Source organism: Streptomyces sp. NBC_00440, from assembly GCF_036014215.1.
Lineage (GTDB): Bacteria > Actinomycetota > Actinomycetes > Streptomycetales > Streptomycetaceae > Streptomyces.
Genome location: NZ_CP107921.1, coordinates 5,012,013 through 5,038,183, shown reverse-complemented (window position 1 = coordinate 5,038,183; position 26,171 = coordinate 5,012,013). Strand labels below are relative to the sequence as shown.

The window sequence follows — 26,171 nt, the reverse complement described above, 5'->3', positions numbered from 1 at the left end:
GGGACGCGCGGCGCCGGGCCCCGACGGTGCCGAGGCTCTTGGCCGAGCTCCGGGCCACGCGGTGGGCCATGTACAGGGCCAGGCTTTGGGGGCCAAGGGCTTCACCTGCACGTGCGCGGTTGCCACGGGCGGCGGAACGCTCTTTGCACGAGCATCGGGGGCGGCCAGTCGGGCAGGGCCCCTGGTACTGGCGCACCGCTTACTGGCGCACCGCCATGTCCGGTATGGGCAGGGGTCTTCTCTCGATCGCCGCCGCCATGACGTCCGGGAAGAGGTCGGGCGTACAGGCGAATGCGGGGGCTCCCAGCGCGGCCAGGGCCTCCGCGTGGGCGTGGTCGTACGCGGGCGCGCCCTCGTCGGACAGGGCGAGCAGCGTGACGAACTGGGTGCCCGACGCCTTCATCGCCGCGACGCGCTTCAGCATTTCGTCCCGTATCCCTCCCTCGTAGAGGTCGCTGATCAGGACTACGACCGTGTCGGTCGGCCGGGTGATCTGCGACTGGCAGTACGCCAGTGCCCGGTTGATGTCGGTGCCACCGCCGAGTTGGGTGCCGAAGAGAACATCGACCGGATCATCGAGTTGTTCCGTCAGATCGACAACGGCAGTGTCGAAGACGACAAGACGGGTGGAGATGGACCGCATCGAGGCGAGAACCGCGCCGAACACCGACGCATAGACCACCGAGGCCGCCATCGAGCCCGACTGGTCGACGCAGAGTATGACGTCCTTCTTCACCGACTGCCCGGCGTGACCGTAGCCGATGAGGCGCTCCGGAACGACCGTGCCGTACTCGGGCAGATAGTTCTTCAGGTTGGCGCGGATGGTGCGGTCCCAGTCGATGTCCCGGTGGCGCGGTCTGCTGATCCTCGCGGAACGGTCCAGTGCTCCCGTAACAGTGGCCCGTGTCCTCGTCGAGAGCCGTTTCTCCAGCTCCTCGACCACCTTACGGACCACGGCGCGGGCTGTCTCCCGGGTCGTTTCGGGCATCGCCTTGTTGAGCGAGAGCAACGTCCCGACCAGGTGCACGTCCGCCTCGACGGCTTCCAGCATCTCCGGCTCCAGCAACAGCGCGGACAGACCGATCCGTTCGATGGCATCGCGCTGCATCACCTGGACGACGGAGCTCGGAAAGTACGTACGGATGTCGCCCAGCCAGCGCGCGACGGACGGCGCGGACGCCCCGAGACCCGCCGACCGGTCGCCGCTGCGTCCGCCTCCCTTCCCTCCCTTGCCGTACAGCGCACCGAGCGCCCCGTCCATCGCTGCGTCCCGGCCTCCGAGTGAGACCCCGGTGGTCTCTGCCGCATCGCCCCCGAGGACGAGCCGCCAGCGCCGCAGCCGTTCACCCATCGCGTTCATCCGCCCGCCCCCATCAGATCGTTGACGCCCGGCCTCCCGATGAGCAGCCGCAGCACCGGCAGGACCGCGTCGGCACGCTCCACGTCGAGCCCGGCCCCGAACCCGGGCACCGACTCCTCAACCCTTCCTGGCCCCTCACCAGCCCCCGGAACACCACGAATCCCAGAAGTCCCGCCCACCCCATAAGCCTTGCCGGCCCCGCCGGCCCCAACTCCGCGCCTGACGAGCTCGCCGAGCGTGCGGCGTACCCCCGGCTCGTACGCCGAGAACGTACGGCGCAGCAACGGCAGTACCTCGGTGAACGCCTCCGGCGCCACGCCCGCCAGCCATGCGTCGACCAGCCCGAGCAGCCGCTCGTCGTGCACCAGGAGCGTCCCCGCCCCGGACGCCCCACCGATGAAGCCTTCGATCCAGGCGGCCGCGTCGGCGGGCAGCGCGCCCGGCGACAGGGCGAGGCCCATGAGCCGTGCTGTCTCCTCCTCCGCAAGCTGTCCGTCGTCGAGCAGGAGCCGGACAGCCCGCCCGCGTATCAGCCCGGCGACGGAGTCCCGTCCGGACAGTCTGCGCAGCACCTCGCTCCACCGCTCACGCAGCCCTGCGGCGTCCGGCAGCAGTCCGATCGCGGTGTGGACCCCCTCCACATGGCCCCGCATCTCGTTCGCACCGTCCGCGTCCAGTCCCGTACAGGCCGGCGGCAGGCCGACGCAGATCCGCTCGGCCAGGCCCGCGGCGACCTCGCCGAGCGCCGCCGTACCGGTGGAGCGAACATCTCCGTACCGCAGCGAACGGGCCAGCGCGGGCAGCGCACCGGCAAGATGGCCGACGTCGGTGTCGAGCGCGGCGCGGTCGGCCAGGGCACGCATCACCACCGGGAGCGCATCGGGCAGTTCAGCCAGCAGGCACTGCTCGGCGAGCGCGGTGACGGAGGCGAGCGCGGTCGCGGACACGGCCTGCGACTCGGCTCTGGCGGTGGCGGCGGAGAGCACGGTCGTCCCCCACATCCCGGCCTCCGCGACCCGCAGGGACAGCTCCGGCTCCCAGCGGAGCCGCCAGCTCTCCCGGAAGGTGCCCGTACTCGCCCGGCCGCGGCCCGGCTCACCCCAGCCGACCCCGAGAAGCCGCAACCGGTGCAGCAGCCGGGACCGCGCGGAGTCGGTCTCCTTGCGCAGATCGAGGTCCAGGTCCCTTTCCGCTGCTTCCGGCCTGAGCCGGAGCGTGCGCTGAGCCCGGGTCAGATCACGCTGGAGCGGCACGGCGGGGGCGGCGTCCGGGACCTCGCCGAGCACCTCGCCGACGACAAGCCGGTCGTGGACGAGCATGAGCGGTACGTCGGAGCCGTCGCACATCACCGCTTTCACGGCATCGGTCGTCTCCGCCAGCCCGGGCAGCGGGCGCCCGCGCAGAGCGGCGAGTGTCCCCGCGAGCCGCACCGCTTCGATGACATGGGCGGAGGAGACCATCCGGTCCTCATCCCGCAGCAGCCGTGCGACCTTGGTCATCCAGCGCTCGACCGGGCGGTCGTCGGCACTGAACAGGTGCCGGTACCAGCCGGGCGACTCGATACCGGCTCCGTACCCGCTGCGCCGGGCGAGCCTCCGGTGCGTCCAGGGCACCCAGGTCATCTCGGCCTTCACCTTGGGCAGCGCCTTGAGCAGGGCACGGTCCGCCGCGACAGTGGTCTTCACAGCCAGGGCAGGGACGTGCCAGGCGCCGCAGACCACTGCCACCGGGCCGCTGAATTCCTTCCGGGCCGACCGTAGTTGGATCCTCATGAAGGCCTCGCGCACCCGGTCCCGGGGAAACCCCGCGTCACCGTAGGTCTCGCGGAGGGCCGCCATGGCTTCGGCGAGTGCGGCGAACAGCGCGAGCGGGTCCTTTCCCGAGCCGGGAGCGCCGGGGCCACGGTGCTCGACGACGTCCTCCCACCAGCGCTCGGCGTCGTCGTACCCAGCGGTTTCGGCCAGCACGCCGATCGGGTCGATCCGTACCGCAGCCGACGCCCCCGGGGGCTCGCTGTCACCAGGCACACCCGTGCCGGAGCCACTGCCGTCCGGTTCGCTCCCGCCGGGCGGCCCGCTGTCTCCGAGACGTTCAGGCCCGTCCTCCGCCCCCTCCCGCTCCCCGGACTCCTCCGCAAGCAGCTCCGCGGGGTCCTCCTCGGCCATCGCGAGGGAGTGCGCCGCAGGCAGATCGATGAATCGGACCGGCACGCCGTGGCGCTGCGCCCAGCGGATCGCCACCCACTCCGGAGAGAACTCCGCCAGTGGCCAGAAAGCGGCCCGGCCCGGATCGCCCACCACATGGGCAAGCAGTGCGACCGGTGGCGTCATCTCCGCGGCCGCGGCGAGCGGCAGCAAGGCGTCACCCTCGGGTGGCCCCTCGATCAGCACGGCATCGGGCACTGCTGCGTCCAGCGCGGCCAGCACCGCACGGGCCGAGCCGGGACCGTGGTGCCGCACGCCGAGCAGCAGAGGGTCAGCTGCCGCAGGGCGGGTGGCGGGCGCGGACGGTGTGGCTCGGGACGAAGGAAGGCCCTGGCCGGCGGGAGCGGGCTGTCCAGGAGCGGGCTGCCCGGCGGGAGTGGGCTCCCGCACCGAGGGCACATCGGATACGGGACAAGCCGTGGATCCGGTCATACCGAGACCTCCCGGCAGGCCCGGTAGAAGTCCTTCCAGCCGTCCCGTTCCCGCACCACGGTCTCCAGATATTCCTGCCAGACCACCCGGTCGGCCGCTGGATCGCGTACGACCGCGCCCAGCAGGCCGGCGGCGACGTCGGCCGACCGGAGCACCCCGTCGCCGAAGTGCGCCGCGAGAGCAAGCCCGTTGGTGACGACGGAGATCGCCTCGGCTGTGGAGAGGGTGCCCGACGGGGACTTGACCTTCGTCCGCCCGTCAGCGGTGACCCCGCCGCGCAACTCACGGAAGACGGTCACCACCCGGCGGATCTCGTCCATCCCTTCGGGCGCGGCGGGAAGATCGAGCGAACGACCGATCTGATCGACGCGCCGGGAGACGATGTCGACCTCGGCATCGGCGGTGGACGGCAGCGGCAGAACCACCGTGTTGAACCGCCGACGCAGCGCGCTGGACAGCTCATTGACCCCGCGGTCGCGGTCGTTGGCCGTGGCGATCAGATTGAATCCGCGGACTGCCTGCGTCTCCTGGCCCAGCTCCGGGACGGGCAGCGTCTTCTCGGACAGGATCGTGATCAGAGTGTCCTGCACATCGGCGGGGATCCGGGTCAGCTCCTCGACGCGTGCCGTCATGCCGTCCGCCATGGCCCGCATGACGGGGCTGGGCACCAGGGCGTCACGGCTGGGTCCATGGGCCAGCAGCTGCGCGTAGTTCCAGCCGTATCTGATCGCTTCCTCGGGCGTCCCGGCCGTGCCCTGGACGAGCAGGGTGGAGTCACCGCTCACGGCCGCGGCGAGGTGCTCGGAGACCCAGGTCTTGGCGGTGCCGGGAACACCGAGCAGCAGCAGTGCACGGTCGGTCGCGAGCGTGGTTACGGCGACTTCGACGATACGGCGCGGTCCGACGTATTTCGGTGTGATCACCGTGCCGTCGGGCAGCGTGCCGCCCTGGAGATAGGTGGCCACGGCCCACGGCGAGAGCTTCCAGCGCTCGGGGCGCGGCCGGTCGTCCGCGGCGGCAAGTGCCGTGAGCTCGTGGGCGAATGCGTCCTCGGCGTGCGGCCTCAGAACCTGTGCACCGGTGTTTTCGGACGTGGTCATGGATCCCCCTCCAGATCGTTCGACCGGATGTGGTTCCCACCGTGCACCATGGCACTGACAATCGACCGTTTCCGCAGCTCAGGGCCGATTGTCAGTGGTGGCACGTACCTTCGGAGCCATGAATCAGCAGGGGGTTCGGCAGGAGGGTCGGCAGGGCGGTCGGCAGTGGGCGCGCTGGTCTGCTGACCAGGTGCTGGCACTGGCTCCTGACGCAGCGTCACGCACGGCGGGGAGCAGGCTCGGCGGATCGTCCGGGTCGTGGTCGGAAGCGGGGTGGGCGGGCGGCTCGGGCGCCGTGTGGGGGCTGTGCAGCGGAAGCGGTGGCAAGCCGTACCGGACTGTCGTCGATACAACAGGGGTGGCGTACAGGTGCAGTTGTCCCAGCCGGAAGTTTCCGTGCAAGCACGCGCTGGGCCTGCTGCTGCTCTGGGCGGCTGCGGACGAGGCGGTGAAAGACACACCGACGCCGCCGGAGTGGGTCGCCGAGTGGCTCCAAGGACGCAGGGCGGCCCGGTCCGAGGGGAGTTCGGCGGGTGTCCCTGGTTCCGGTCCTGGGAAGGCGGCGGATCCGGAAGCGGCCAGGCGGCGGGCGGAGCGCCGGGCCGAGCGGGTCACCGCCGGCGCCACGGAGCTGGAACAGCGCCTCGACGACCTGCTGCGTGCCGGTCTGGCCGGGGCGGAGCAGTCGGGGTACGCGCTGTGGGAGGAGACCGCAGCCCGCATGGTCGACGCACAGGCCCCAGGACTCGCTTTCCGGGTAAGGGAGTTGGGCGCCATCCCGTCGTCCGGCCAGGGCTGGCCGGTGCGGCTCCTGGAGGAGTGCGCGATGCTGCATCTGCTGGACAGGGCCTGGCTCGGACGTGAGCTGTTGCCGGACGCACTGGCCACGACGGTCCGTACCCGCGTCGGCCTGCCCGTGTCAGCCGAGGGTCCACCCGTCCGGGACCGGTGGCTGGTTCTCTCGCAGCAGGACTCCAGCGACGGGAAACTCACCACTCGTCGCATCTGGTTGCACGGAAGCCGGTCGGGGCGCACCGCACAGCTGCTGGACTTCGGCGCGGCGGGCAGAGCACCGGGGGTGGCTCTGCCCGTGGGCCTGACCCTGGATGCGGACCTGATGCCGTATCCGGGTTCCGGACAGCTACGGGCCGCGCTGGGCGAGCGGTTCGGCCCGCCGGAACGGTCGGACGGCCCGCCCGAGGGGATATCGACCTGCGCCGCCCTCAGCGCGTACGGACAGGCCCTGCGCGACGACCCCTGGCTCGGTTCCTGGCCGGCGACCCTGTCTTCCGTCATACCGGTGCCCGGTGCCGGCGGAAGCAGCGGCTGGCAACTGGCCGACGCCGAGGGAGGGTCCGCTCTGCCCATCACCCCGGACGCGTCGGCCAGGACAGGACTGTGGAAGCTCACCGCGCTGTCCGGTGGGAGCCCGGTCACCGTATTCGGCGAGTGCGGCCACCGGGGATTCACCCCGCTGACGGCCTGGACACCAGGCACGGCCGAAGCCGTTCCGCTGACCTGAACTGGCCTGACGTGGCCTGGGTCCTCCGGCCGATCTTCGTGGGCCCGGACCTAGCCGAGGTCTCCCCTGCCCGGTCCGCCCTGGCCTGATATGGCTCGGCCTGGTCCGGTCTGGCCGACACCGTGGCTGACCGCCCGCCCGACCAGGGAATCCACTGCGCTCACGTTCAGTCAGCTTTACGTTCACGTCTGCACGCTCACGGAGGGAACCGATGACCAGCACCCGCACCACAGCCTGGCAAGAGCTCGTCACCTCGGCTCTGCTCGGTACCGACCGCAGGCCGGCGCCGACCGAGGGCGTTCCCCTGCTGGACGCGGCCGCTCTGCACACCGTACGGCGCAGGGCAGGGCTGCTTCCCGCTGCCGCAGCCGCGCTGCCCTCCCCCGCTCCGGACGATCCCCGGCCCGAGCCGCCCGAGCCGGCCGGACGAAGACTGGCTCAACTGCTGGCCGACCGATCCGGGCCCCCCGGATCGGGCGGACGACGCGGTGCGGCGCCCGATCTCACCGAGTTGCTGCCCCAGTGGCTCGCGGCAGCTCTCCGGCACGGGTACCGCGCGCCGGCCTCGCAGTTGGACGCGCTGCTCGACGCGGCGCGGGCACGTACGGATCTGCGGCCGCAGGCACTCGCCTTCGCCGGAGCACGCGGATTGTGGCTCGCCCGGATCAACCCTGAGTGGAAATTCGCGCTGCGCAGCACGTCGGGGGGCGCGGCGCTGCCCGCACCCAGCGACACGGAAGCCGTTCAAAGCCTCTGGGAGGAAGGTCTGTTCGCCGAGCGCATGGCCCTCCTCACCACCGTACGGACGGAGGCACCGGCAGCCGGGATCGACCTGCTCGCCACGACGTGGTCCACGGAACGGGCCGAGGACCGCCTGCTGTTCCTCGACTCGTTGCGCACCGGACTCACGGATGGGGACGAGCCCTTCCTGGAACGGGCCCTGGCCGACCGGAGCCGTAAAGTCCGCTCCACCGCGGCAGAACTGCTCTCCGCACTGCCCACGTCCGCGCTGGCCGGGCGGATGGCCGACCGCGCGATGACGTGCGTCAGCCTGGACCTGTCCGAGAACCAGGTCCGGGTATCGGTCGAAGCACCGCACGAGTGCGATGCGGCGATGCAGCGCGACGGCGTGTCCGCGGTGCCACCGGCGGGACGGGGCGAGCGGTCCTGGTGGCTGGGCCAACTGCTGGAGGCGACCCCGCTCGGCGTCTGGACCACCAGGTTGCGGGACCGCACACCCGACGCAATCGTCACCCTGCCGGTGGCGGACGGCTGGGGCGAGGAACTGCACGCCGCATGGTGCCGGGCCGCAGTGCGGCAGCGGGACACCGAATGGTCACGAGCGCTGCTCGCAGGCCCCGGCACGACGTCCCTCGCCGAGCGCGCCAAACTGCTGGCCGCGCTACCGGACGACGAACGGGCATGCTGGGTAGCCGAGTTCATCGCGGGACACGGGTTGTCGGAAGCGTTCCAACTGCTGGCCGTCTGCGACGTCCCCTGGGCGGAACCGCTGGGCCGGGCCGTGGTGGACGCACTGGAAATCGCGAGGGATGCGGGCAGTTACCCCTGGAGCTTCAGCGGCGTCATGGGACTGGCCGAACGGTGCCTGGACCCCACCGAAGCACCACACCTCGAACTCCTCACCGCGATACCGGACGAAGAAGAGGGGGCGTCGCCGGGGGCAGGCGGGTACTGGTCGGAGGCATTCCAGCGGCTGGTGTCGACGTTGAGGCTGCGGGCTGCGATGGCCGCCGAACTGGCAGGGGAACCGACAGGGGAGGCGCGCTCGGCAGAAGCGATGGAACCGCGGGCGTGATGGTGCGTGGCCGGCTCACACAGCAAGGCTCCGCACGACCCGCCGCGAACCCGGACGTGCTACCGCGTTACGCGCTCCCCGAAGCACGCAACGGCGAGGCACGCAACCGCAAAGTTGCGGCCCTGGGCGGTGGGAGTTGGGAGGCGGGAGGCGGTCGCGGCTGCCGACTGCGGGCCGCCGCCAGGCCAGCCGGAGGCAGGCGGGTCCGGCCCCTGGTGCCCGGACCGCCCTGCCTCCTGCTGCCAGGCGGTCCAGGTGGTCCAGACGTCCGGGTGGTCCAGCCGTCCAGGTGGCCCAGGCGTCCGGGTGTCGGGACCCAGGAATCAGGCCGTCATGAGGGCGGCCGGCCCGAAGGTGCCACCAGTGAGGAGGTGTCCCCCGCCAGGAGGTGCGGCAACAGCCAGGAGGTGCGGCAACCAAGATGTAGGGCAGCCCGGAGGTGGGTCGGCCGGGGAATCGATCGGTCAGGCGCCCGCGGGCTGGCGTACGTTCGCGTGGACCCAGTCCACGATGGATGTCGTGGTCGCGCCCGGGGTGAAGATCTCGGCGACACCCAGTTGCTTCAGCGGTGCGATGTCCGCTTCCGGGATGATCCCGCCGCCGAAGACCTTGATGTCCTCCGCGTCGCGCTCCTTCAGCAGCTCAAGGACCTTCGCGAAGAGCGTGTTGTGGGCGCCGGACAGGATGGAGAGCCCGATCGCGTCGGCGTCCTCCTGAATGGCGGTGCCCACGATCTGCTCGGGCGTCTGGTGGAGGCCGGTGTAGATGACCTCCATACCGGCGTCCCGCAGCGCACGCGCGATGACCTTCGCCCCTCGATCGTGCCCGTCGAGACCCGGCTTCGCGACCACTACGCGGATCGGACCGACCACACCCATCACTGCCTCCATGCACGATGCGAACGAACGTGAACGAACGTTATCCACAGCATCCCGCAACCAGCCGTTTCACGGTGGTCAGGGAGGGGGAAATCACACATGGGACACATTCACTACGCGTCACACCCCGCGCCGGGCCGGAAATCCGGATGCCGGCTCCGCGCCAGGCATACCGGGGTGCCGCGCGACGGGAGCCGCAGGCGAGAGCGCCGCATCACCCGTACCATCGACTACACGGTGGATGGCACGGATACCGACATGCCAGTTATGTCGGCCAGGGACTCTTCCGTGGCACCCATGAGTGCGTGTGGGGACAAGGTCGCCCCCATACGCCGTTCGGGAGGTCGCCCCATGAAGGTGCTGCCGGATTTCCTCTCCCCCCAATGGCTGCTGCACCAGCTCCAGATTTCCTCCGTGCCACTGCGCGCCACAGCCCTCGACCTCGCGATCCTGGCCGGGCATGTGCTGCTCTACCCGTCCGGCATCGCGGATGAGCGTCGGATCGATCTGCCACTGAGCGCACCGCCCGGTGAACCCGCGGGTGTGCGAAGCGACGACGGACCCACGTCGACCGGACAGCCGACCGAACACACGTCGACCAAACGCTCAGGACCGACTGCCGGCGAAACTCCCGACACCTCCCTCCGTAACCCGCACGGGCGGTCGCTCGGGCACCCACGCGCCGGGGAGTCCACGGTCGAGCACCTCCCCCCTCCCGGCCAGGGGCACCGGCCCGTCGTACTGCTCCACGGCTTCGTGGACAACCGCTCCGTCTTCGTGCTGCTGCGCCGCTCCCTCCTGCGGCACGGGTGGCAGCACCCGGAGTCGCTCAATTACTCGCTGCTGACCTGCGACATCCGTGCAGCGGCCGAACTGCTGGGGCAACACATCGAGGAGATCTGCGCCCGCACGGGACACCAGGACGTCGACATCGTCGGACACAGCCTCGGCGGCCTGATCGGCCGGTACTACGTACAGCGACTCGGTGGCGACAGGCGGGTGCACACCCTCGTCACACTCGGCACGCCGCACGAAGGAACCCAGATCGCTCAATTGATGAGCGCCCATCCACTCGTCCGGCAGATGCTCCCCCACTCGGACGTGATCGAGGAATTGCGCAGGCCCGCACCCGGCTGCCGCACCCGGTTCGTGAGTTTCTGGAGCGAACTCGACCATCTGATGATCCCGGTCGAGGCGGGCTGTATCGACCACCCCGACCTGATCACGACGAATGTGCGGGTCAGCGGCATCGGGCACCTCGCCCTGCCGGTGCACCCGGTCGTCGCCGCCGCCATCAGGGAGGCACTCGACGCATCCGACGAGACGGCCGCCGGCTCCGTGGAAAGCGTCATCTCGGTCGCCTGACGAGTGGCCGGAAAACGCGGGAATGAACGACTGAAAGAAAGGGAAGCGAGAACGGTCAAAGGCATTGATACGTCGAACGCTTCCCGAACGCCGGGCCAAGGCTGCGCCCATAACCCCTCGAAAGACAGCCGAATGCCCGTTTCCCACGCGTCCGATACCTGCCGAAGATTGTCGCCGCCACGTACTGCCGGGTACAGTCGCGCCACTGCTTCCACCGGGGGTGCCCCCGACGCAGGGCCCTGCTGCCGAGGCGAGAGAGACGTTGGTGAACGACCAGCAAACCCACGCCGGGTATGTCGGAAACGACGATTACTCCGCCGGCAGCCCCACCGGTACTTTTGCCGTCGACCCGCTTTTCGGCGATATGCCGGGCGGATACACGGCCCAGCCGCACGAAGCCCACCAAGCAGGACACAGCGGAGAGCACGACGCCACTCAGTGGGACGCGGGCTCCCCGGACACCGGTTCCCACGGAACTCTCGGATACGGCACGCCGTACCAGCCGACCGGCCAGTGGCCAGTCCAGCCACAGGGACAGGCACCGGCACCGGCACCGGCACCGAGTTACGGCTATGCGACGCAGGTCGTCGACGGTCATGACACGGCCGGGTACGACACCACGGGCCAGTGGGACGCCCGGGCCTGGAACTCCAACACCGGGAAAATCACCGGCCAGTTCGAGAATGCCGACGCCACCCAGCAGTGGCTCGCACAGCCCGATGGCGCCGCCCCGTACGACACCGGTACGTACGACACACACCTCTACAACACCGGCACATACGGCACCGGCGCGTACGGCACCGACACCGGCGCCCATGACGCCGCCGCCTGGAACTCCGCCGGTGAGGCGACTCCTCACGCCACCCAGCAGTTCGCCGCCGTCGATCTCCCGGATGTCACCCAGCCGGAACACACCGCGGAATTCCCGGCGTTCGCCGACCACGACGGACTGGCCGAGTTCAGTGAGCCCGAGCTGCTGCCGGACGGGCCCGACTACCCAGACGAAACACACGGCACAGGCGACACAGACAACACAGCTGGTTCCTCCTCGGACGGCACCGCTCCCACCGCATCGCACCCGGCCCCCCACCCGGCATCCCACCCCGCCGCGCGCCGTGCCTCGGGTGGCCGGGGCGGGCGTCGCCGTACACCTGCCAAGCGTTCCGCGCTGCTGACCATTGCCGTCCCCTCCGTCTGCGTGATGGGGGTGGCCGGAGTTGCCGCTGCGAGCGTCGGAGGGATCGGGGAGAGCGGCAAGGACAGCGACACGGCCACGCAGGCCGCCGCCGATCCGTCGTCCGTCAAGCCGGTGGCCGCCAACAGCAAGCTGGACAGCCAGCTCGCCGATCTCAGCCACGAGGCCGACGACTTCGCCGACCGCGCCAGCCGTACGCAGGAGCGCATCGACCTGAAGCAGCGGCAGGCCACAGCGAAGAAGAAGGCCGAGGAGGAAGCCGCGCGCAAGGAAGCGGCCCGGCCGAAGTTCGTCCTGCCGGTGAAACAGAAGGGGCTCAGCGCCTACTTCGGCCAGGCCGGGGCCAACTGGATGTCCGTCCACACCGGTATCGACTTCCCCGTCTCCTACGGAACGCCCGTCATGGCCGCCACCGACGGAACCGTCCGTACGCAGTGGAACAGCGCCTACGGCAACATGGCCATGGTGACGTCGCCCGACGGCACCGAGACCTGGTACTGCCACCTCAGCAGCACCAAGATCCGCTCGGGCTCCGTCAAGGCGGGCCAGGTCATCGCGTACTCCGGGGACTCCGGGAACTCGACCGGGCCGCACATGCACTTCGAAGTACGGCCCCACAGCGGCGCGGCCATCGACCCGCTGCCGTGGCTCCGCAGCCACGGCCTCGACCCGACGTAGACGACGTAACCGACTGACCGGCGTAGCCGGCGTGAACCGACGTAGCCGGCGTGAACCGGCCGGGGCGCCTACAGCTTCTCGACCGGTGCGTAGCGCAGCAGCAGCTTCTTCGGGCGTTCGTCGCCGAAGTCCACCGTGACCTGGGCATCCGCGCCCGACCCCGTCACCTGCATTACCGTTCCCAGGCCGAATTGGTCGTGCGTGACGCGGTCCCCCACGTTCAGCGTGATCACCGGCTTGTCGCCGGCCCGCCGCGTCGCGAATCCCGAAGCTCCGCCGGAGCCCGCACGTGAACGGGAAGAGGACAGCGAGGACGACAGCGACGAGGTGATCCCCGACGTCGGGCCCGCCGGGGCCGCCATCGCGCCCAGGCGCTTCCACTCCAGGTGCTGGGCGGGAATCTCCTCAAGGAAGCGTGAGGCAGGGTTGTACGAAGGCTGGCCCCATGCGCTGCGCAGCGTCGAGCGCGTCAGATAGAGCCGCTCGCGGGCGCGCGTGATCCCCACGTACGCCAGCCGCCGCTCCTCCTCCAGCTCCTTGACCTGCCCGAGTGCACGCATGTGCGGGAAGACGCCGTCCTCCATGCCGGTCAGGAACACCACGGGGAATTCGAGCCCCTTGGCCGTATGGAGCGTCATCAGGGTGATGACACCGGAGCCGTCCTCGTCCTCGTCGGGGATCTGGTCCGAGTCGGCGACCAGGGCGACCTTCTCCAGGAATTCGGCGAGCGTGCCCGTACCCTCCTCGTCGCCGCGCTCCTGCTCGAACTCCAGGGCGACAGCGGCGAGTTCCTGAAGGTTCTCGATCCGGGTCTCGTCCTGCGGGTCGGTGGATGCCTGCAACTCCGCCAGATAGCCGGTCCGTTCGAATACGGCCTCCAGCACCACGGCGGGCCCCGCGCCCGACTCGACGATGGTGCGCAGCTCCTCCATCAGGACGTTGAACCGCTTCACCGCGTTGGCCGAGCGGGCCGCCATGCCGTACGCCTCGTCGACCCGGCGCAGCGCCTGCGGGAAACTGACCTTCTCGCGCTGCGCGAGTGCGTCGATCATCGCCTCCGCACGGTCGCCGATACCGCGCTTGGGCACGTTGAGGATCCGACGGAGCGGGACGGTGTCCTCGGGATTGGCCAGGACCCGCAGATAGGCCAGCACATCGCGGACCTCCTTGCGCTCGTAGAACCGCACCCCGCCGACGACCTTGTACGGCAGGCCGACCCGGATGAAGATCTCCTCGAAGACACGGGACTGGGCGTTCGTCCGGTAGAAGACGGCGACGTCGCCGGCCTTCGCGTCACCCGCGTCGGTCAGCCGGTCGATCTCGTCGGCGACGAACTGCGCCTCGTCGTGCTCGGTGTCCGCGACATAGCCAATGATCTTCGCGCCCTCGCCGGCCTCGGTCCAGAGGTTCTTGGCGCGGCGGTTCTCGTTGCGCTCGATCACCGCGTTGGCGGCGGAGAGGATCGTCTGGGTGGAGCGGTAGTTCTGCTCCAGGAGGATCGTCGTCGCGTCCGGGTAATCCTCCTCGAACTGGAGGATGTTACGGATCGTGGCCCCGCGGAACGCGTAGATGGACTGGTCCGCGTCACCGACGACGCACAGTTCGCCCGGCGCCCTGTCCTCACCCGACGGGCCGACCAGTTCGCGTACCAGCGTGTACTGGGCGTGGTTGGTGTCCTGGTACTCGTCGACCAGGACGTGCCGGAAGCGCATCCGGTAGTGCTCGGCGACGTCCGGGAAGGCCTGGAGCAGATGGACCGTCGTCATGATGATGTCGTCGAAGTCCAGCGCGTTGGCCTCGCGCAGCCGCGCCTGGTAGAGCGCATACGCCTCGGCGAGGGTCTTCTCAAAGCCTCCCCCAGACTCCGTCTGGGAGGTGCCCCCAGCCGCCTGCCCGGCGAAGGTCTCCTCGTCGATCAGCTCGTTCTTCAGGTTCGAGATCTTGGCGCTGAAGGACTTCGGCGGGAACTTCTTCGGGTCGAGGTCCAGATCGCGGCAGACCAGCGCCATCAGACGCTTGGAGTCGGCGGCGTCGTAGATCGAGAACGACGAGGTGAAGCCGAGCTTCTTCGACTCGCGGCGCAGGATCCGCACGCACGCGCTGTGGAAGGTCATGACCCACATCGCCTGGGCGCGCGGGCCTACCAGCTCCTCGACGCGCTCCTTCATCTCACCCGCGGCCTTGTTGGTGAAGGTGATCGCGAGGATCTGGCCGGGGTGCACCCCGCGCGAGCCGAGCAGATGCCCGATCCGGTGGGTCAGCACCCGGGTCTTGCCGGACCCGGCACCGGCCACGATGAGCAGCGGGGAACCGGCGTGCACGACGGCGGCGCGCTGCTCGGCGTTCAGCCCTTCGAGCAGCGCCGCGGGGTCCACGGCGGGGCGCGGGGCGCCGTCGCGGTAGTACCCGTCACGCCGGGGCGGCTCCCCTTCCGTGGCGGGCCACGCACCGGCGAAGAGGTCGTGCGGAACCTCCTCCGGGGGCTGGCTCCCTCCGGCGTGGCCGCCGGCGGAGTCCTCTGCGGGCGGCGGGGGCTCTTCCTCCGGGGGCTGGAGGTTCGCCAGGAAGCTGTCATCAAAGAGGCTGCTCATCGTTCACCGAGTCTAGGCCGAGCCAGTGACAGTCCGGGGCCGTACGTCCGACCGCCGTGGTCACCACGTGAGCGACCGGTCGGCCTTGTGCATCCGCCCGGCCCCGTGCACCCCGGCCTGGCCGCGTGCGACCGGCTGCCCACCCGCTGCCCGGCCCCGGTCCGGGTCCGGGGCCGGGTCCGCGACAAGGTCACGGAAATGTATCGGGCATATCGAACATCAGTCTTCCCACCCGTCACAGGAGTTGGCTATCTTGCTCGCTCAGGACCGCACGTACCCCCCTCGGCGAACCGCGCCGGAGCGAGCGGTCCGCGCCGAGTCCGCTCTGCCGTACGACGTGCGATGCGATGCGATGTGTGACGTACGACGCGTGGCAGATGGAGCCGGGACCCACCAAGCACCACCGGGGTGAATCGGTCCGCACCACCCAGCATCCCCCCATCCACAGACACGGACCGTAGGGCGGCCTTCCGGACGAGCCCGAACCCTCCCCCAGGGCCTGAACTGCCTGGGAGGGGCCCCCACCGCCAACCCGGTAGGCGGTCCACGGAAGGAATTGCCTGTCTTGGCAACGCACAGAAAACCGCGTTCCCGTGTGCGCAATACCGCTCCCGCCGTCGGTATCACCACCGCGGCCCTCGCTTCTGTCTCGCTGTTCGCCCAGGGAGCCAGTGCCGCACCGGCGCCCACCGCGAAGGCGAAGCCGAGCATCGCAGAGGTGCAGAAGAAGGTCGACGGGCTCTACCGCCAGGCCGGCACCGCCACTCAGCAGTACAACCAGGCCCAAGAGGCCACGGCCACCCAGCGCAAGACGGTCGACACCCTCCTCGACCAGGTCGCGGAGCGCACCGCGAAGCTGAACGACTCCCGCCGCACCCTCGGCAACTACGCCGCGGCCCAGTACCGCGAGGGCACCCTCTCCACCACCGCCACCCTGCTCCTCGCCGACAACCCCCAGTCGTACTTCGACCAGGACGAGCTGATGAAGCGGCTCGGCGACCGCCAGGAGAAGGCCGTCTCGGACTACCGGGCTCAGCAGCGGTCGGCGGCCAGGAAGCGCGGCGAGGCGGCGCGCAGCCTGGAGGGTCTGACCGCGTCACAGGCGGCGCTGAAGACGAGCAAGGAGTCCGTCCAGTCGAAACTCGCCGAGGCGCGCGGGCTGCTCTCCGAGCTGACGTCCGAGGAGAAGGCGCGGCTCGCGGCGCTGGAGAAGAAGAAGGAAGCCGAGGCCAAGCGCAAGGCCGAGAAGCTGGCGCAGGAGCAGGCCGCGGCGGAGAAGAAGCGCGAGGCGGCGGAGAAGACGAAGGGCAGCGGAAGCGGCACCGGTACGAGCACCGGCTCCGGTACGTCGTCGAGCAAGGCCGCCGCAGCCCTGGCGTTCGCCCGCGCGCAGATCGGCAAGCCGTACGTCTGGGGCGCCACCGGGCCCAGCTCCTATGACTGCTCGGGTCTCACCCAGGCCGCCTGGAAGGCCGCGGGCGTCAATCTCCCGCGGACCACCTGGGACCAGGTGAAGACCGGCACCCGGGTCGCGACGAAGGATCTGCGCCCCGGTGATCTGGTGTTCTTCTACGACGACATCAGCCACGTCGGGATGTACATAGGCAACGGGATGATGATCCACGCCCCGCACCCCGGCGCGTACGTGCGCGAGGAGTCGATCTACTACATGCCGATCTACGGCAGTGTGCGGCCCGGATAACAACAGGTCTCGGCAGGTCTCAGCAGGTCTCAGGACGTCTCAGCAGGTCTCAGCACGCCTCAGCAGGTCAGCGGGGGCGGAGCGGATCAGGTCCGCTCCGTTCCCCGGACCGGACCGCGGCGGACCGCCCGCACGAGCCGCCGCTCAGGTCCGCAGCACCCACGCTCAGATCCAGAGACACCGCGCTCAGCTCCCCAGCACCCGCACTCAGGTCCAGAGCACCGCGATGAAGATATTGACGACCGTCAGGCCGCCGACCGCCCCGAAGAGGCCCTTCTCGATCCGCTCGTCGTCACGCTTCACATAGACGAGGCCCAGGATCACCACCAGGACCGCCAGCTTGATCCCGATCTTGACGGTGTTGATGGTGTTCCCCTGGGCCTGGTTCAGGCCGACCAGCGCCACACCGGTCACCAGCATCGTCAGCGCGCCGTGCAGCATCGCGGGCCCGAACCGGGCGTCGCCGGTGCGCATCGCCTTCATCTGTGTCAGGAAGCCGCCGAGCAGTGCGGCGATACCGATGATGTGCAGACCGACGAAGGCATTGATGAGTACGTCCATGGGATTCGACCTTAGCCACCGCCTCCCGGGCCCCTCCCACCGGTGGTCCCCACCGGCTCCCGCAGCGCACCCCCTCCTTTCCCGCAGCCCACCCCCGCTGCGCGAACCTGGAATCGGGCCCGCGCACCCCAAGAACCAGTCCCATACGGTCATCGGCGGCCACATAGAGCGGACACAAAGCAACGCAGCAGCCAGATTCGACCACTATGTCCCATGAGGTCTCGGTCCCATAACCCCAGGTTTAGCGTTCTTGCTCAGGTGACCGGCTCCCCACCGCCTCCCGTAGCCGGGCGGCCGTCGGTCATCACCGCCGAGAGATCCGGCGGCGGCCCGCTCCCCCTGTGCGGGCCGCCGCCGGACACGTATCCGCTCCGCCCCCTCCCCGAATACGGAAAGGGCCTGCGGATACGGCACGGCGGACACGGCCAGTACGTACGGAAGGACGTGAACGCCCTCGTGGCCGCTCACCGAAAGCCCAGGCAGCGCCCGCTCACCGGCCCCGCGGCCCGGACCGCCGCGACGCTCACCCTCGCCGGAGCCGCCTCCGCCACCGCCTTCCAGGGCGTCGGCCACGCGGCACCGCGCCTCACACCCGCACAGGTCAAGACCCAGGTCGACAAGCTGTACCAGGAGGCGGAGACCGCCACCGAGAACTACGACGGGGCCAAGGAGAAGGCCGCGGCGTCGGAGAAGTCACTGCGCTCCCTGCGCGACCAGGCCGCCCGCCGGACGGAGCAGCTCAACACGGCGCGCTCCGCGCTCGGTTCGACGGCTTCGGCCCAGTACCGCGACGGCGCCATCGACCCGTCGCTACAGGTGTTCCTCTCCTCAAGCCCGGCGCAGTACCTGGACCGGGCCGCTTACGTGGAGCGCGTCGGCGACCAGCAGGCCGCCGAGGTCACCGGGGTGCGCCGGCAGATCGGGCAACTCTCCCAGCTGCGCTCCGAGGCGGACTCCACCCTCAGCGGGCTACGGACCCAGCAGGCGGTCCTGAAGAAGCAGAAGACCACCGTGCAGAGCAAGATCCGCGCGGCCGAGGCACTGCTCTCCCGGCTGTCGGCGCCCGAGCGCTCGCAGTACGAGTCCCAGGGCGCCGGCAGGTCCGCCACCCCGCAGGCCGCCGACCGGTCGGCCGTGCGCGGCCCGGTCGCCGCCCCCGATCCCCGGGCGGCGCGGGCGGTCGCCTTCGCCTACAGCGCGCTCGGCAAGCCCTACGTCTGGGGGGCCACGGGACCCTCGTCCTTCGACTGTTCGGGCCTGACCCAGGCCGCGTACCGCTCGGCGGGGGTTTCACTCCCGCGCACCACGTACACCCAGATCAACTCCGGACAACGGGTGAACCGCTCCGAACTGGCCCCCGGCGACCTGGTGTTCTTCTTCTCCGGGATCAGCCACGTCGGCATCTACGTGGGCAACGGCATGATGATCCACGCCCCGCACCCCGGCGCCCCGGTCAGGCTCGCGCCGATCGGTCAGATGCCCTTCGCCGGTGCGACGCGGCCGGTGGCGGGCACCTGACCGATCGGCGCACCTGAGCGGACCCCCGGTCTGAACTGAGCACTCAGCCAGGTGAAGACGTCAGGCACCTGCTTGCTCCAGACCGCCAGACTGTGTCCGCCCGTCACTGGGATGACCTGCACCGATGTCGGCGGCTTGGCGGCGGCGCGCAGGGCCAGACCGTCCCGGTAACCGTCGTGCGGCGCACCGGAGATGAAGAGCGAGACGCGCGGCGGGGTCTTGGCATGGCGCAGGATCCACAGCGGGTTGTTCGTACGCCGCAGCATGGGGTCCTTGGCGGTGATGGAGGCGCGCTCGGCCGCCGGATCGTTGTACCCGGAGAGCCCGGCCGCCGCGCGGTACCGGTCGGGGTGCGCCAGCGCGAGCTTCACCGCGCAGTGCGCCCCCGCCGAGTAGCCCGCGACCGCCCACCCGGCAGCTCCGTGCTTCGCCCGGAAGGTGTCGGTCACCATGCGCGGCACGTCAACGCTCAGCCAGGTGTCCGCGTTGATCACCCCGGTCACATTGGCGCAGCCGGTGTCCTGGCTGCCCAGGAGTGAGGTGCGCGGCGACACCAGGATGAACGGTGCGACCTCACCCCGCTTCATCATCGGCGCCAGCTGCTTCTCGGCACCGAGACTGGAGAACCAGGCCTTCGCCGTGCCGGGGAACCCGGAGAGCAGCTCGACCACCGGGAAGGAGTGGTGGCGGTAGGCGGGTTCGTTGTACTGGGGCGGCAGCCAGACGTACACCTCGCCGCGTACCCCCGACACCTGCCCGGTCAGCACCGTGCTGCGCACGCCGTGCCCCATGCGCGGGTCGGCCACCGGCTTGAACACGGCCCGCTGATGCGGTTCGGAGGCCAACTGCCGCCCGCCCAGGCCGTCGGCGCCGAGATCGGGCGCGGCGACCACGTGATTGCCGGTGCCGAGCAGGTCGGCCCAGTTGTCGTACAGGCCGTTGCTGTTGTTCACCGCCACGAAGACGACCAGCACCGCGGTCGCCTGCGCGAACAGCACCATCACCAGCCGGGCCGCACCGCGTACGGCCGCGGGGCCGACGACGCGCCCCCACAGCAGCAGGGGCAGCAGCACCGCGACACCCATCATGGCGATCGCGGTGAGGAAGAACGGGGTTCCCGTCAGGCTCATCACGTGGGGAAAGATGCCCTATTGGCGCCGGGGGTTACCTGTTTTGCACCCTTTTTACGTCGTCACGTACGGCAATGGCTCAACACGTACGGTATACGGTCATTCTCTGCCTGGCGCTGGCCGACTCTGCCCGTACCTGCCCATACCTGTACGCACCCACCGCGCCGGTCGCCGCGGGCGCGAGAAGGGGCGGGTGGCGTGATTGCCCGCCCTCCGGTGCCGTGCTTAAATTAGATATCACTTTGATTAACCGTAGACATCAGAGTTGAACAGGGGCCAACCCGCCCACGAGGGAGAACGCCATGACTGGAACACCCGGACAGGACCCCGCGTCCACCGGCAGGCCTGCGACAGGCAACGCCATGACCACAGCGGCCGGGCTGGAGGCGGACGCCCCTGACATGCCGGCCCCGCATGTGCACGAGACCCAGGCGCGCGGCATCGCGGGCGGTGCCGCGCTGCTGCTGACCCTGTTCGGCGCGGTGGTGGGGCTGGCACTGCTCGTCGGCGGGGGTATTGCCGTCGACGGCCTGGGCGTCACCCTGGTCGTGGTGGGCATCGTCGTACTGCTCGGCTCCCTGTTCTGCATGACCGGCGTGAAGATGGTCGCTCCGGGCGAGGCCCGGGTCATCCAGCTGTTCGGCCGGTACGTGGGCACGATCCGCCAGGACGGGCTGCGCTGGGTGAATCCGCTGACCAGCGCCCGGAAGATCTCCACCCGGGTGCGGAACAACGAGACGCCGGTCATGAAGGTCAACGACGCCTACGGCAACCCGATCGAGCTCGCGGCGGTCGTGGTGTGGAAGGTCGAGGACACCGCGCAGGCGCTGTTCGAGGTGGACGACTACCGCAAGTTCGTCGCGACCCAGACCGAGTCGGCGGTCCGGCACATCGCCATCGAGTACCCGTACGACGCACACGACGACGACGCGCTGTCCCTGCGGGGCAACGCGGACGAGATCACAGAGAAGCTCTCGCTGGAGCTGACCGCACGGGTCCGTGCCGCCGGGGTCCGGATCATCGAGTCCCGGTTCAGCCACCTCGCGTACGCACCGGAGATCGCCTCGGCGATGCTCCAGCGCCAGCAGGCCGGGGCGGTCGTGGCGGCCCGTCAGCAGATCGTCGAAGGGGCGGTCGGTATGGTCGAGCAGGCCCTGGTCCGGATCAGCGAACAGGGCATCGTGGAACTGGACGAGGAGCGGAAGGCCACCATGGTCAGCAACTTGATGGTGGTGCTGTGCGGTGACCGCGCCGTCCAGCCGGTCCTGAACACCGGTTCCCTCTACCAGTGAGCGCGGAGGGGCCCGTGAATACAGAGGGGCCCTTGAGTGCGAGAGGGCCCGGGAACGCGGAAAGGCCCGTGAGTGAGAGGAGGGGCGGCCGGTGAGCGAGGAGAGCGCCGGCGCCCCGGATCCTTCCGGCCCGGCACCGCGGCGGGCGGCCAGGGCGCGCAAGCAGGTGCTGCTGCGGCTGGACCCGTCCGTGCACGACGCGCTGGCTCGCTGGGCGGCGGACGAACTCCGCAGTGCCAACGCCCAGATCGAGTTCCTGCTCCGAAAGGCCCTCTCCGACGCCGGACGGCTGCCGCGCGACGCGGGCGCACTCCCCCGCCGCGGCAGGCCCCCGAATCCGGACCGCGGCGACGGGGCGGGCTGAACCGGTCGAACCGTCAGACAGAGCTGCCGGACCGAGCTGCCGGACCGAGCTGCCGGACGGAGCTGCCGGACACAACCGTTCAGACAGAACCGTCAGACCAGCCGGCGCGCCGTCGCCCACCGGGTCAGTTCATGGCGGTTCGACAGCTGGAGCTTGCGCAGCACCGCCGAGACGTGCGACTCGACCGTCTTCACCGAGATGAAGAGCTGTTTGGCGATCTCCTTGTACGCGTATCCGCGTGCGATGAGGCGCAGCACCTCCCGCTCGCGCTGCGTCAGCCGGTCCATGTCCTCGTCCACGGGCGGTGCGTCCGTGGAGGCGAAGGCGTCGAGGACGAACCCCGCGAGACGGGGCGAGAAGACCGCGTCGCCGTCCTGCACCCGGAAGATCGAGTCGACCAGGTCGGTGCCGGTGATCGTCTTGGTGACGTAACCGCGGGCGCCGCCCCTGATGACACCGATCACGTCCTCCGCGGCGTCCGACACGGACAGGGCGAGGAAGCGGACCGGGTTCTCCGTGTCGGACATCAGCGCGGCCGAGCGGCGCAGCACTTCGACGCCGCCGCCGCCCGGCAGATGGACGTCGAGGAGGACGACCTCGGGGCGGGTGGCCTTGATGACGGTGACCGCCTGATCGACGTCGGCCGCTTCGCCGACGACCTCGACACCCGTCGACTCGGTGCGGCCGATCTCCGCCTGCACCCCCGTACGGAACATCCGGTGGTCGTCCACGAGGACGACCCGGACCCTGCGGTCAGTGGGTGCGGTGCGCTCGGTTCGGTCAGTGGGCGCGGTTCGGTCGGTGGGCGCGGTGCGCTCGGTTCGGTCGGTGGGCTCGGTCATGCTCGCTCCATCTCCAGTTCCACTACGGTGCCGCCGTCGGGAGCGGAACGCAGGCTTGCCGTACCGCCGTTGCGCTGCATACGGCCGATGATCGATTCTCTGACGCCCATCCGGTCCCCGGGCACCGCGTCCAGATCGAACCCGGGCCCCCGGTCCCGTACCGACACGAAGACCGTACGGCCTTCGACTTCCGCGTACACCTGTACGGCCCCGCCCTCGCCACCGTACTTGGCCGCGTTGACCATGGCCTCGCGTGCCGCCTGCATCTGCGCCGCCAGCTTCTCGTCCAGCGGGCAGTCCCCGACGACCACCACTTCGAGCGGCACCCCGTGCTGGTCCTCGACCTCGGCTGCGGACTGCTTGACGGCTTCGGCGAGGGTCTCGGGTTCGTCGTCCTTGTCCTTGCCCGTGCCCTCGGGCCGGTAGAGCCAGGCGCGCAGTTCGCGCTCCTGGGCGCGGGCCAGCCTGCGGACCTCGCCCGGTTCTTCGGCGTTGCGCTGGATCAGGGTGAGCGTGTGCAGCACCGAGTCGTGAACGTGGGCCGCGACCTCCGCGCGCTCCTGGGCGCGGATGCGCATCAGCCGCTCCTGGGAGAGGTCCTGGGTCATCCGGATGAGCCAGGGGCCCACCAGCAGGGCGATTCCGGCGACCACGGCGAGTGCGGCGGTCAGGACGTTGCCGAGCTGCGCGGACGAGCCGCGGATCACGATGAACGCGGCGAGCCCGGCGCCGACCAGCACGACACCCGCCAGCGCACGGCCCAGCGGGAGCAGCCTGCTGCTGCGGCCGACCTCCGCCCAGTGCGCGCGCCGTGTGTTGTCCGCCTGGCGCCAGACGAGGACGACACCGGCGCCGATGAGCAGGACGGGCCAGATGTACGGGCTGGCGTCGCCGCCGATGTCCACGTTCCCGATGAAGGCCGCCACGCCGATGATCAGCGCGATGAGGGCGACGATCTGGCCCCGGTCGGGCTTGCGCAGTCTGCGGCGGCCGTCCGGGGACTCCTCGAACGGCGACTGCACGCCGTGCTGCTCGACCCCGCCCGCGCCGAGCGGCACGACGAACCAGAACGCCGCGTACAGCAGTGCCCCCAGTCCCTCCAGGGCGAAGAGCGCGATGAACGCGGCCCGCACCCAGGAGACGGGCACCCCGAGGTGTCCGGCGAGCCCGCGCGCGACGCCGCCCAGCATCCGCCCTTCGGCGCTGCGGTACAGCTTGCGCGGCGCGGGCTCGTCCGGGGTTTCGGATGCGGCACCTGCGGCGCGGGGCGGGGCGACTGGCATGGATCGATCGTCACATGGACGGACCGCCGCGGGCATCAGGGAAAACCCCCTGGTTCCGGGGGCCGAAATCAGGGATCGGCCAGGGTCGTCGCGGTCCCCGGCCGCGGGGGACGACCGTCACCATGGGGGTATGACAACCCCGCCGCCGCAGAACGAGCCGCGACCGCACCTGCGGCGCCACCGGAGCAACAGGTTGGTCGCCGGGGTCTGCGGAGGTCTCGGCAGGCACTTCGACCTGGATCCGGTGATCTTCCGCGTCGTTCTCGGTGTCCTGGCGGTGACCGGCGGTATCGGGCTGATCTTCTACGGGTTCGCCTGGCTGCTGATCCCGCTGGAGGGCGAGGACGAGAACGAGGCGCGCAGGCTGCTGACCGGCCGGGTCGAGGGCGCGTCCATGGCCGCGGTGCTCTTCGCGCTGGGCGGCTGCGGGCTGTTCCTGTCGATGCTGCACTACCTGTCGGTGCTGGTCTTCGCCGCGCTGCTCTCGCTGGCCACTGCGGGCTCCGCGGTCTGGTCGGAGCGGCGCCGGCTCGCCACCCCCGAGCCGCCGGAACCCGCTGCCGGGCAGCGGCAGGCCGCGCAGAAGCCCGCCGGGCAGAAAGTGGCGGACGCGCCACCGGAGACGAAGGCCCCGCCGGCGCCGGGCGGCCCGTCCTGGTGGCGGGACCCGATCATCAAGGACGGCACCACCGGACCGGTCGGCTCCGGCTATCTCTGGGGCCCGTCGGACACCACACCGGATCCGCCGCCGTCCCACAGGTCGGCACGGTCCACCCCGGCCGCGAGCCGGGGGCCGCGCGGGATCGGCGGCCGGCTGTTCCTGCTCGCCCTGGTCGCTGCCGCACTCGGTACGGGGCTCTCCCGGCACAGCCAGCCGGTCGCCACGAGCCTGCAGATCGGACTGGCCTGCGCGCTCGCCGTCTTCGGGCTCGGCATCCTGCTCAGCTCGTTCGCCGGGCGTACGGGATCCGGCACGATCTTCCTGGTGGTGCTCACGACGGCACTGCTGGTGGGCGCGAGCGCCCTGCCGAAGACCGTCACCACGCACTGGGTGCGTACGGAGTGGCAGCCCGCTTCGGTGTCGGCGGTGCACCCCCGGTACGAAGTGGGTACGGGGGTCGGCACGCTGAACCTCCGGCGTCTGAGCGTTCCGCCGGGCACGTCCGTCCGTACCCATGTGGAGGTCGGCGCGGGCCGGGTGTCGGTCGTCGTACCGAAGAACGTGACGGTGCGGCTCCATGCCGAGGTGGGGCTCGGCGACATCCAGCTGCCCGGTGAGAACCAGAAGGACATCGATATCTCGCCGGCCCGGGAGAGAACGGTGACGCTCGCCCCGCAGAGCGGTGGCAAGGCCGGAGGCACGGTCGACCTCCACCTGGAGGTCGGCCTGGGACAGGCGGAGGTGACCCGTGCACGGTGACGGAGCAGGGACGGGCGGAACCGGTCCCTGGGAAACACGATCGGACGGGGCACCGGCGGGCGGGGCGCAGCCTGACGGAGCCCGGCCCGATGGACTGTGGCCCGGCGGGGCGCGGCCCGACGGACCGCAGCCCGGTGGGGCGCATCCGGCCGGCCCGTCGCGCGGTCGGACGCACCGCTCGTTCCTGCACGAGTTCCGGCCGGGAAAGGCGGTCGCGGGTCTGGTGCTGCTGGGCATCGCAGCCGTCTACCTCGGCGACGCGGGTGGCCTCTGGCGGACACCGCCACCGGCCGCACTGCCGATGCTCGCCGCCGGGCTCGTACTGGCGGGGATCGCCAGCACCATCGGTTACGGCATTCGGCGGCGGTCGGCCCGGAGGGCGTCCACCGAGAGCAGCGGCGACCCGGCGAGCAGGAGCGGCAGCCAGGCCATGAGGTAGGCGAGGTCGTTGCCGTAGTAGTACGGGGTGGACTGCCAGCTCATGGTCAGCCACAGGCTCAGCGAGATCAGGGCGCCGCCGAGCGCCGCGACCCGGCCGTACAGCCCCAGCAAGGTGCCGATACCGACGGCGAGTTCACCGATGGCGATCGCGTAGCCGAAGCCGGCCGGGCTCTTCAGGGCCAGGTCCACGAGCGCCGGGAAAGCGGCGGAGCCGCGTACGGAGTGCATGAGCTCGCCGATGGAACCCGTGCCGGTCGCGTGCAGGAAGGCGGAGTCGGTGAGCTTGTCGATACCGGCGTAGAGGAAGGTGACACCGAGGAAGATCCGCAGCGGCAGCAGCGAGTACCGCCGGGCGGTGTCCTTCCAGCCACCGTTCCGGCTCCGCACACTGCCGCCGAGTCCGGTGCCGCCGAGTCCGATGGGTGTGCCCGTCCGGTATCCCTGAACCATGGCCTGGTCCTGCCTCTCCGATTGCCC

The 26,171-nt window shown here is 70.4% G+C and carries 19 protein-coding genes; 9 read left to right on the top strand and 10 right to left on the bottom strand.

All coding sequences use genetic code 11. The features are described 5' to 3' along the window. Window positions 1–199 precede the first annotated feature (199 nt). From OHB13_RS22745 to OHB13_RS22735, 3 genes are read right to left on the bottom strand one after another with little or no spacing between them, the layout of a single operon-like run. On the bottom strand, window positions 200–1,360 hold the full coding sequence (locus tag OHB13_RS22745; protein ID WP_328378309.1) for a VWA domain-containing protein: 1,161 nt from the start codon (window positions 1,358–1,360) through the stop codon (window positions 200–202). After that, window positions 1,357–3,996, bottom strand: a complete 2,640-nt coding sequence (locus OHB13_RS22740) for a DUF5682 family protein (protein WP_405753605.1) — start codon at window positions 3,994–3,996, stop codon at window positions 1,357–1,359. Before OHB13_RS22740 ends, OHB13_RS22745 begins: the two co-directional genes overlap by 4 nt. Beyond that, on the bottom strand, window positions 3,993–5,096 hold the full coding sequence (locus OHB13_RS22735) for an ATP-binding protein (protein ID WP_328378308.1): 1,104 nt from the start codon (window positions 5,094–5,096) through the stop codon (window positions 3,993–3,995). The genes OHB13_RS22740 and OHB13_RS22735 overlap by 4 nt, the downstream gene beginning before the upstream one ends. A gap of 118 nt (window positions 5,097–5,214) precedes the next feature. On the opposite strand from OHB13_RS22735, the gene OHB13_RS22730 reads away from it, so the two are divergent. Both OHB13_RS22730 and OHB13_RS22725 read left to right on the top strand, forming a co-directional pair. Continuing rightward, the gene (locus tag OHB13_RS22730) at window positions 5,215–6,618 is read left to right on the top strand and encodes an SWIM zinc finger family protein (protein WP_328378307.1); all 1,404 of its coding nucleotides are present in this window, start codon (window positions 5,215–5,217) and stop codon (window positions 6,616–6,618) included. A gap of 211 nt (window positions 6,619–6,829) precedes the next feature. Further along, on the top strand, window positions 6,830–8,434 hold the full coding sequence (locus OHB13_RS22725; protein ID WP_328378306.1) for a DUF5691 domain-containing protein: 1,605 nt from the start codon (window positions 6,830–6,832) through the stop codon (window positions 8,432–8,434). Between the two features lie 464 nt (window positions 8,435–8,898). Here OHB13_RS22725 and OHB13_RS22720 read toward each other — a convergent pair whose 3' ends face one another. Further along, on the bottom strand, window positions 8,899–9,312 hold the full coding sequence (locus OHB13_RS22720) for a cobalamin B12-binding domain-containing protein (protein WP_266854138.1): 414 nt from the start codon (window positions 9,310–9,312) through the stop codon (window positions 8,899–8,901). 351 nt (window positions 9,313–9,663) lie between these two features. Here OHB13_RS22720 and OHB13_RS22715 point away from each other — a divergent pair, with 351 nt between their 5' ends. Then, window positions 9,664–10,677 carry an esterase/lipase family protein gene (locus OHB13_RS22715; RefSeq protein ID WP_328378305.1) on the top strand — a complete coding sequence of 338 codons (1,014 nt, stop codon included), beginning with the start codon at window positions 9,664–9,666 and terminating at the stop codon, window positions 10,675–10,677. Between the two features lie 265 nt (window positions 10,678–10,942). Then, window positions 10,943–12,550, top strand: coding sequence for a M23 family metallopeptidase (locus tag OHB13_RS22710; protein WP_328378304.1), 1,608 nt, complete (start codon window positions 10,943–10,945; stop codon window positions 12,548–12,550). A gap of 68 nt (window positions 12,551–12,618) precedes the next feature. Here OHB13_RS22710 and pcrA read toward each other — a convergent pair whose 3' ends face one another. Next, entirely contained in the window at window positions 12,619–15,141 is a 2,523-nt protein-coding gene (pcrA, locus tag OHB13_RS22705) for a DNA helicase PcrA (RefSeq protein ID WP_328378303.1), read from the bottom strand. 565 nt (window positions 15,142–15,706) lie between these two features. Here pcrA and OHB13_RS22700 point away from each other — a divergent pair. Next, window positions 15,707–16,843, top strand: a complete 1,137-nt coding sequence (locus tag OHB13_RS22700; protein ID WP_328378302.1) for a C40 family peptidase — start codon at window positions 15,707–15,709, stop codon at window positions 16,841–16,843. Between the two features lie 207 nt (window positions 16,844–17,050). Here OHB13_RS22700 and OHB13_RS22695 read toward each other — a convergent pair whose 3' ends face one another. Then, window positions 17,051–17,404 carry a hypothetical protein gene (locus OHB13_RS22695; protein ID WP_266854148.1) on the bottom strand — a complete coding sequence of 118 codons (354 nt, stop codon included), beginning with the start codon at window positions 17,402–17,404 and terminating at the stop codon, window positions 17,051–17,053. Window positions 17,405–17,860: 456 nt separating this feature from the next. Here OHB13_RS22695 and OHB13_RS22690 point away from each other — a divergent pair, with 456 nt between their 5' ends. Beyond that, entirely contained in the window at window positions 17,861–18,922 is a 1,062-nt protein-coding gene (locus OHB13_RS22690; RefSeq protein ID WP_328378301.1) for a C40 family peptidase, read from the top strand. Here OHB13_RS22690 and OHB13_RS22685 read toward each other — a convergent pair. Continuing rightward, the gene (locus OHB13_RS22685; protein WP_328380368.1) at window positions 18,877–20,052 is read right to left on the bottom strand and encodes an alpha/beta hydrolase; all 1,176 of its coding nucleotides are present in this window, start codon (window positions 20,050–20,052) and stop codon (window positions 18,877–18,879) included. The two genes, OHB13_RS22690 and OHB13_RS22685, sit on opposite strands and share 46 nt — an antisense overlap. A gap of 362 nt (window positions 20,053–20,414) precedes the next feature. Between OHB13_RS22685 and OHB13_RS22680 the strand changes: the two genes are divergently transcribed. Together OHB13_RS22680 and OHB13_RS22675 are read left to right on the top strand one after the other, a co-directional pair. After that, window positions 20,415–21,344, top strand: a complete 930-nt coding sequence (locus OHB13_RS22680) for an SPFH domain-containing protein (RefSeq protein WP_328380367.1) — start codon at window positions 20,415–20,417, stop codon at window positions 21,342–21,344. A 91-nt stretch (window positions 21,345–21,435) separates the two neighbouring features. Beyond that, complete coding sequence (locus OHB13_RS22675; RefSeq protein WP_328378300.1) at window positions 21,436–21,708, top strand: hypothetical protein; 273 nt, start codon at window positions 21,436–21,438, stop codon at window positions 21,706–21,708. Window positions 21,709–21,800: 92 nt separating this feature from the next. Here the strand turns inward: OHB13_RS22675 and OHB13_RS22670 are convergent, their stop codons facing one another. After that, complete coding sequence (locus OHB13_RS22670; RefSeq protein WP_328378299.1) at window positions 21,801–22,550, bottom strand: response regulator transcription factor; 750 nt, start codon at window positions 22,548–22,550, stop codon at window positions 21,801–21,803. Continuing rightward, window positions 22,547–23,833 (bottom strand): ATP-binding protein, encoded by a 1,287-nt coding sequence (locus OHB13_RS22665; RefSeq protein ID WP_266854158.1) that lies wholly within the window; start codon window positions 23,831–23,833, stop codon window positions 22,547–22,549. Before OHB13_RS22665 ends, OHB13_RS22670 begins: the two co-directional genes overlap by 4 nt. A 130-nt stretch (window positions 23,834–23,963) precedes the next feature. On the opposite strand from OHB13_RS22665, the gene OHB13_RS22660 reads away from it, so the two are divergent. Then, window positions 23,964–25,253: a PspC domain-containing protein gene (locus tag OHB13_RS22660; protein ID WP_328378298.1), complete on the top strand. Its 1,290-nt coding sequence runs from the start codon at window positions 23,964–23,966 to the stop codon at window positions 25,251–25,253. A gap of 348 nt (window positions 25,254–25,601) precedes the next feature. On the opposite strand, the gene OHB13_RS22655 is transcribed toward OHB13_RS22660, so the two are convergent. Then, window positions 25,602–26,144 (bottom strand): DoxX family protein, encoded by a 543-nt coding sequence (locus tag OHB13_RS22655; protein ID WP_328378297.1) that lies wholly within the window; start codon window positions 26,142–26,144, stop codon window positions 25,602–25,604. Between the last annotated feature and the right edge of the window lie 27 nt (window positions 26,145–26,171).

Excerpts from the sequence above, each read along its gene's own strand:
- OHB13_RS22745 (WP_328378309.1), bottom strand. The coding sequence starts at position 1,360 with ATGAACGCGATGGGTGAACGGCTGCGGCGCTGGCGGCTCGTCCTCGGG.
- OHB13_RS22740 (WP_405753605.1), bottom strand. The coding sequence starts at position 3,996 with ATGACCGGATCCACGGCTTGTCCCGTATCCGATGTGCCCTCGGTGCGG.
- OHB13_RS22735 (WP_328378308.1), bottom strand. The coding sequence starts at position 5,096 with ATGACCACGTCCGAAAACACCGGTGCACAGGTTCTGAGGCCGCACGCC.
- OHB13_RS22730 (WP_328378307.1), top strand. The coding sequence starts at position 5,215 with ATGAATCAGCAGGGGGTTCGGCAGGAGGGTCGGCAGGGCGGTCGGCAG.
- OHB13_RS22725 (WP_328378306.1), top strand. The coding sequence starts at position 6,830 with ATGACCAGCACCCGCACCACAGCCTGGCAAGAGCTCGTCACCTCGGCT.
- OHB13_RS22720 (WP_266854138.1), bottom strand. The coding sequence starts at position 9,312 with ATGGGTGTGGTCGGTCCGATCCGCGTAGTGGTCGCGAAGCCGGGTCTC.
- OHB13_RS22715 (WP_328378305.1), top strand. The coding sequence starts at position 9,664 with ATGAAGGTGCTGCCGGATTTCCTCTCCCCCCAATGGCTGCTGCACCAG.
- pcrA (WP_328378303.1), bottom strand. The coding sequence starts at position 15,141 with ATGAGCAGCCTCTTTGATGACAGCTTCCTGGCGAACCTCCAGCCCCCG.
- OHB13_RS22695 (WP_266854148.1), bottom strand. The coding sequence starts at position 17,404 with ATGGACGTACTCATCAATGCCTTCGTCGGTCTGCACATCATCGGTATC.
- OHB13_RS22685 (WP_328380368.1), bottom strand. The coding sequence starts at position 20,052 with ATGAGCCTGACGGGAACCCCGTTCTTCCTCACCGCGATCGCCATGATG.
- OHB13_RS22680 (WP_328380367.1), top strand. The coding sequence starts at position 20,415 with ATGACCACAGCGGCCGGGCTGGAGGCGGACGCCCCTGACATGCCGGCC.
- OHB13_RS22670 (WP_328378299.1), bottom strand. The coding sequence starts at position 22,550 with ATGACCGAGCCCACCGACCGAACCGAGCGCACCGCGCCCACCGACCGA.
- OHB13_RS22665 (WP_266854158.1), bottom strand. The coding sequence starts at position 23,833 with ATGCCAGTCGCCCCGCCCCGCGCCGCAGGTGCCGCATCCGAAACCCCG.
- OHB13_RS22660 (WP_328378298.1), top strand. The coding sequence starts at position 23,964 with ATGACAACCCCGCCGCCGCAGAACGAGCCGCGACCGCACCTGCGGCGC.
- OHB13_RS22655 (WP_328378297.1), bottom strand. The coding sequence starts at position 26,144 with ATGGTTCAGGGATACCGGACGGGCACACCCATCGGACTCGGCGGCACC.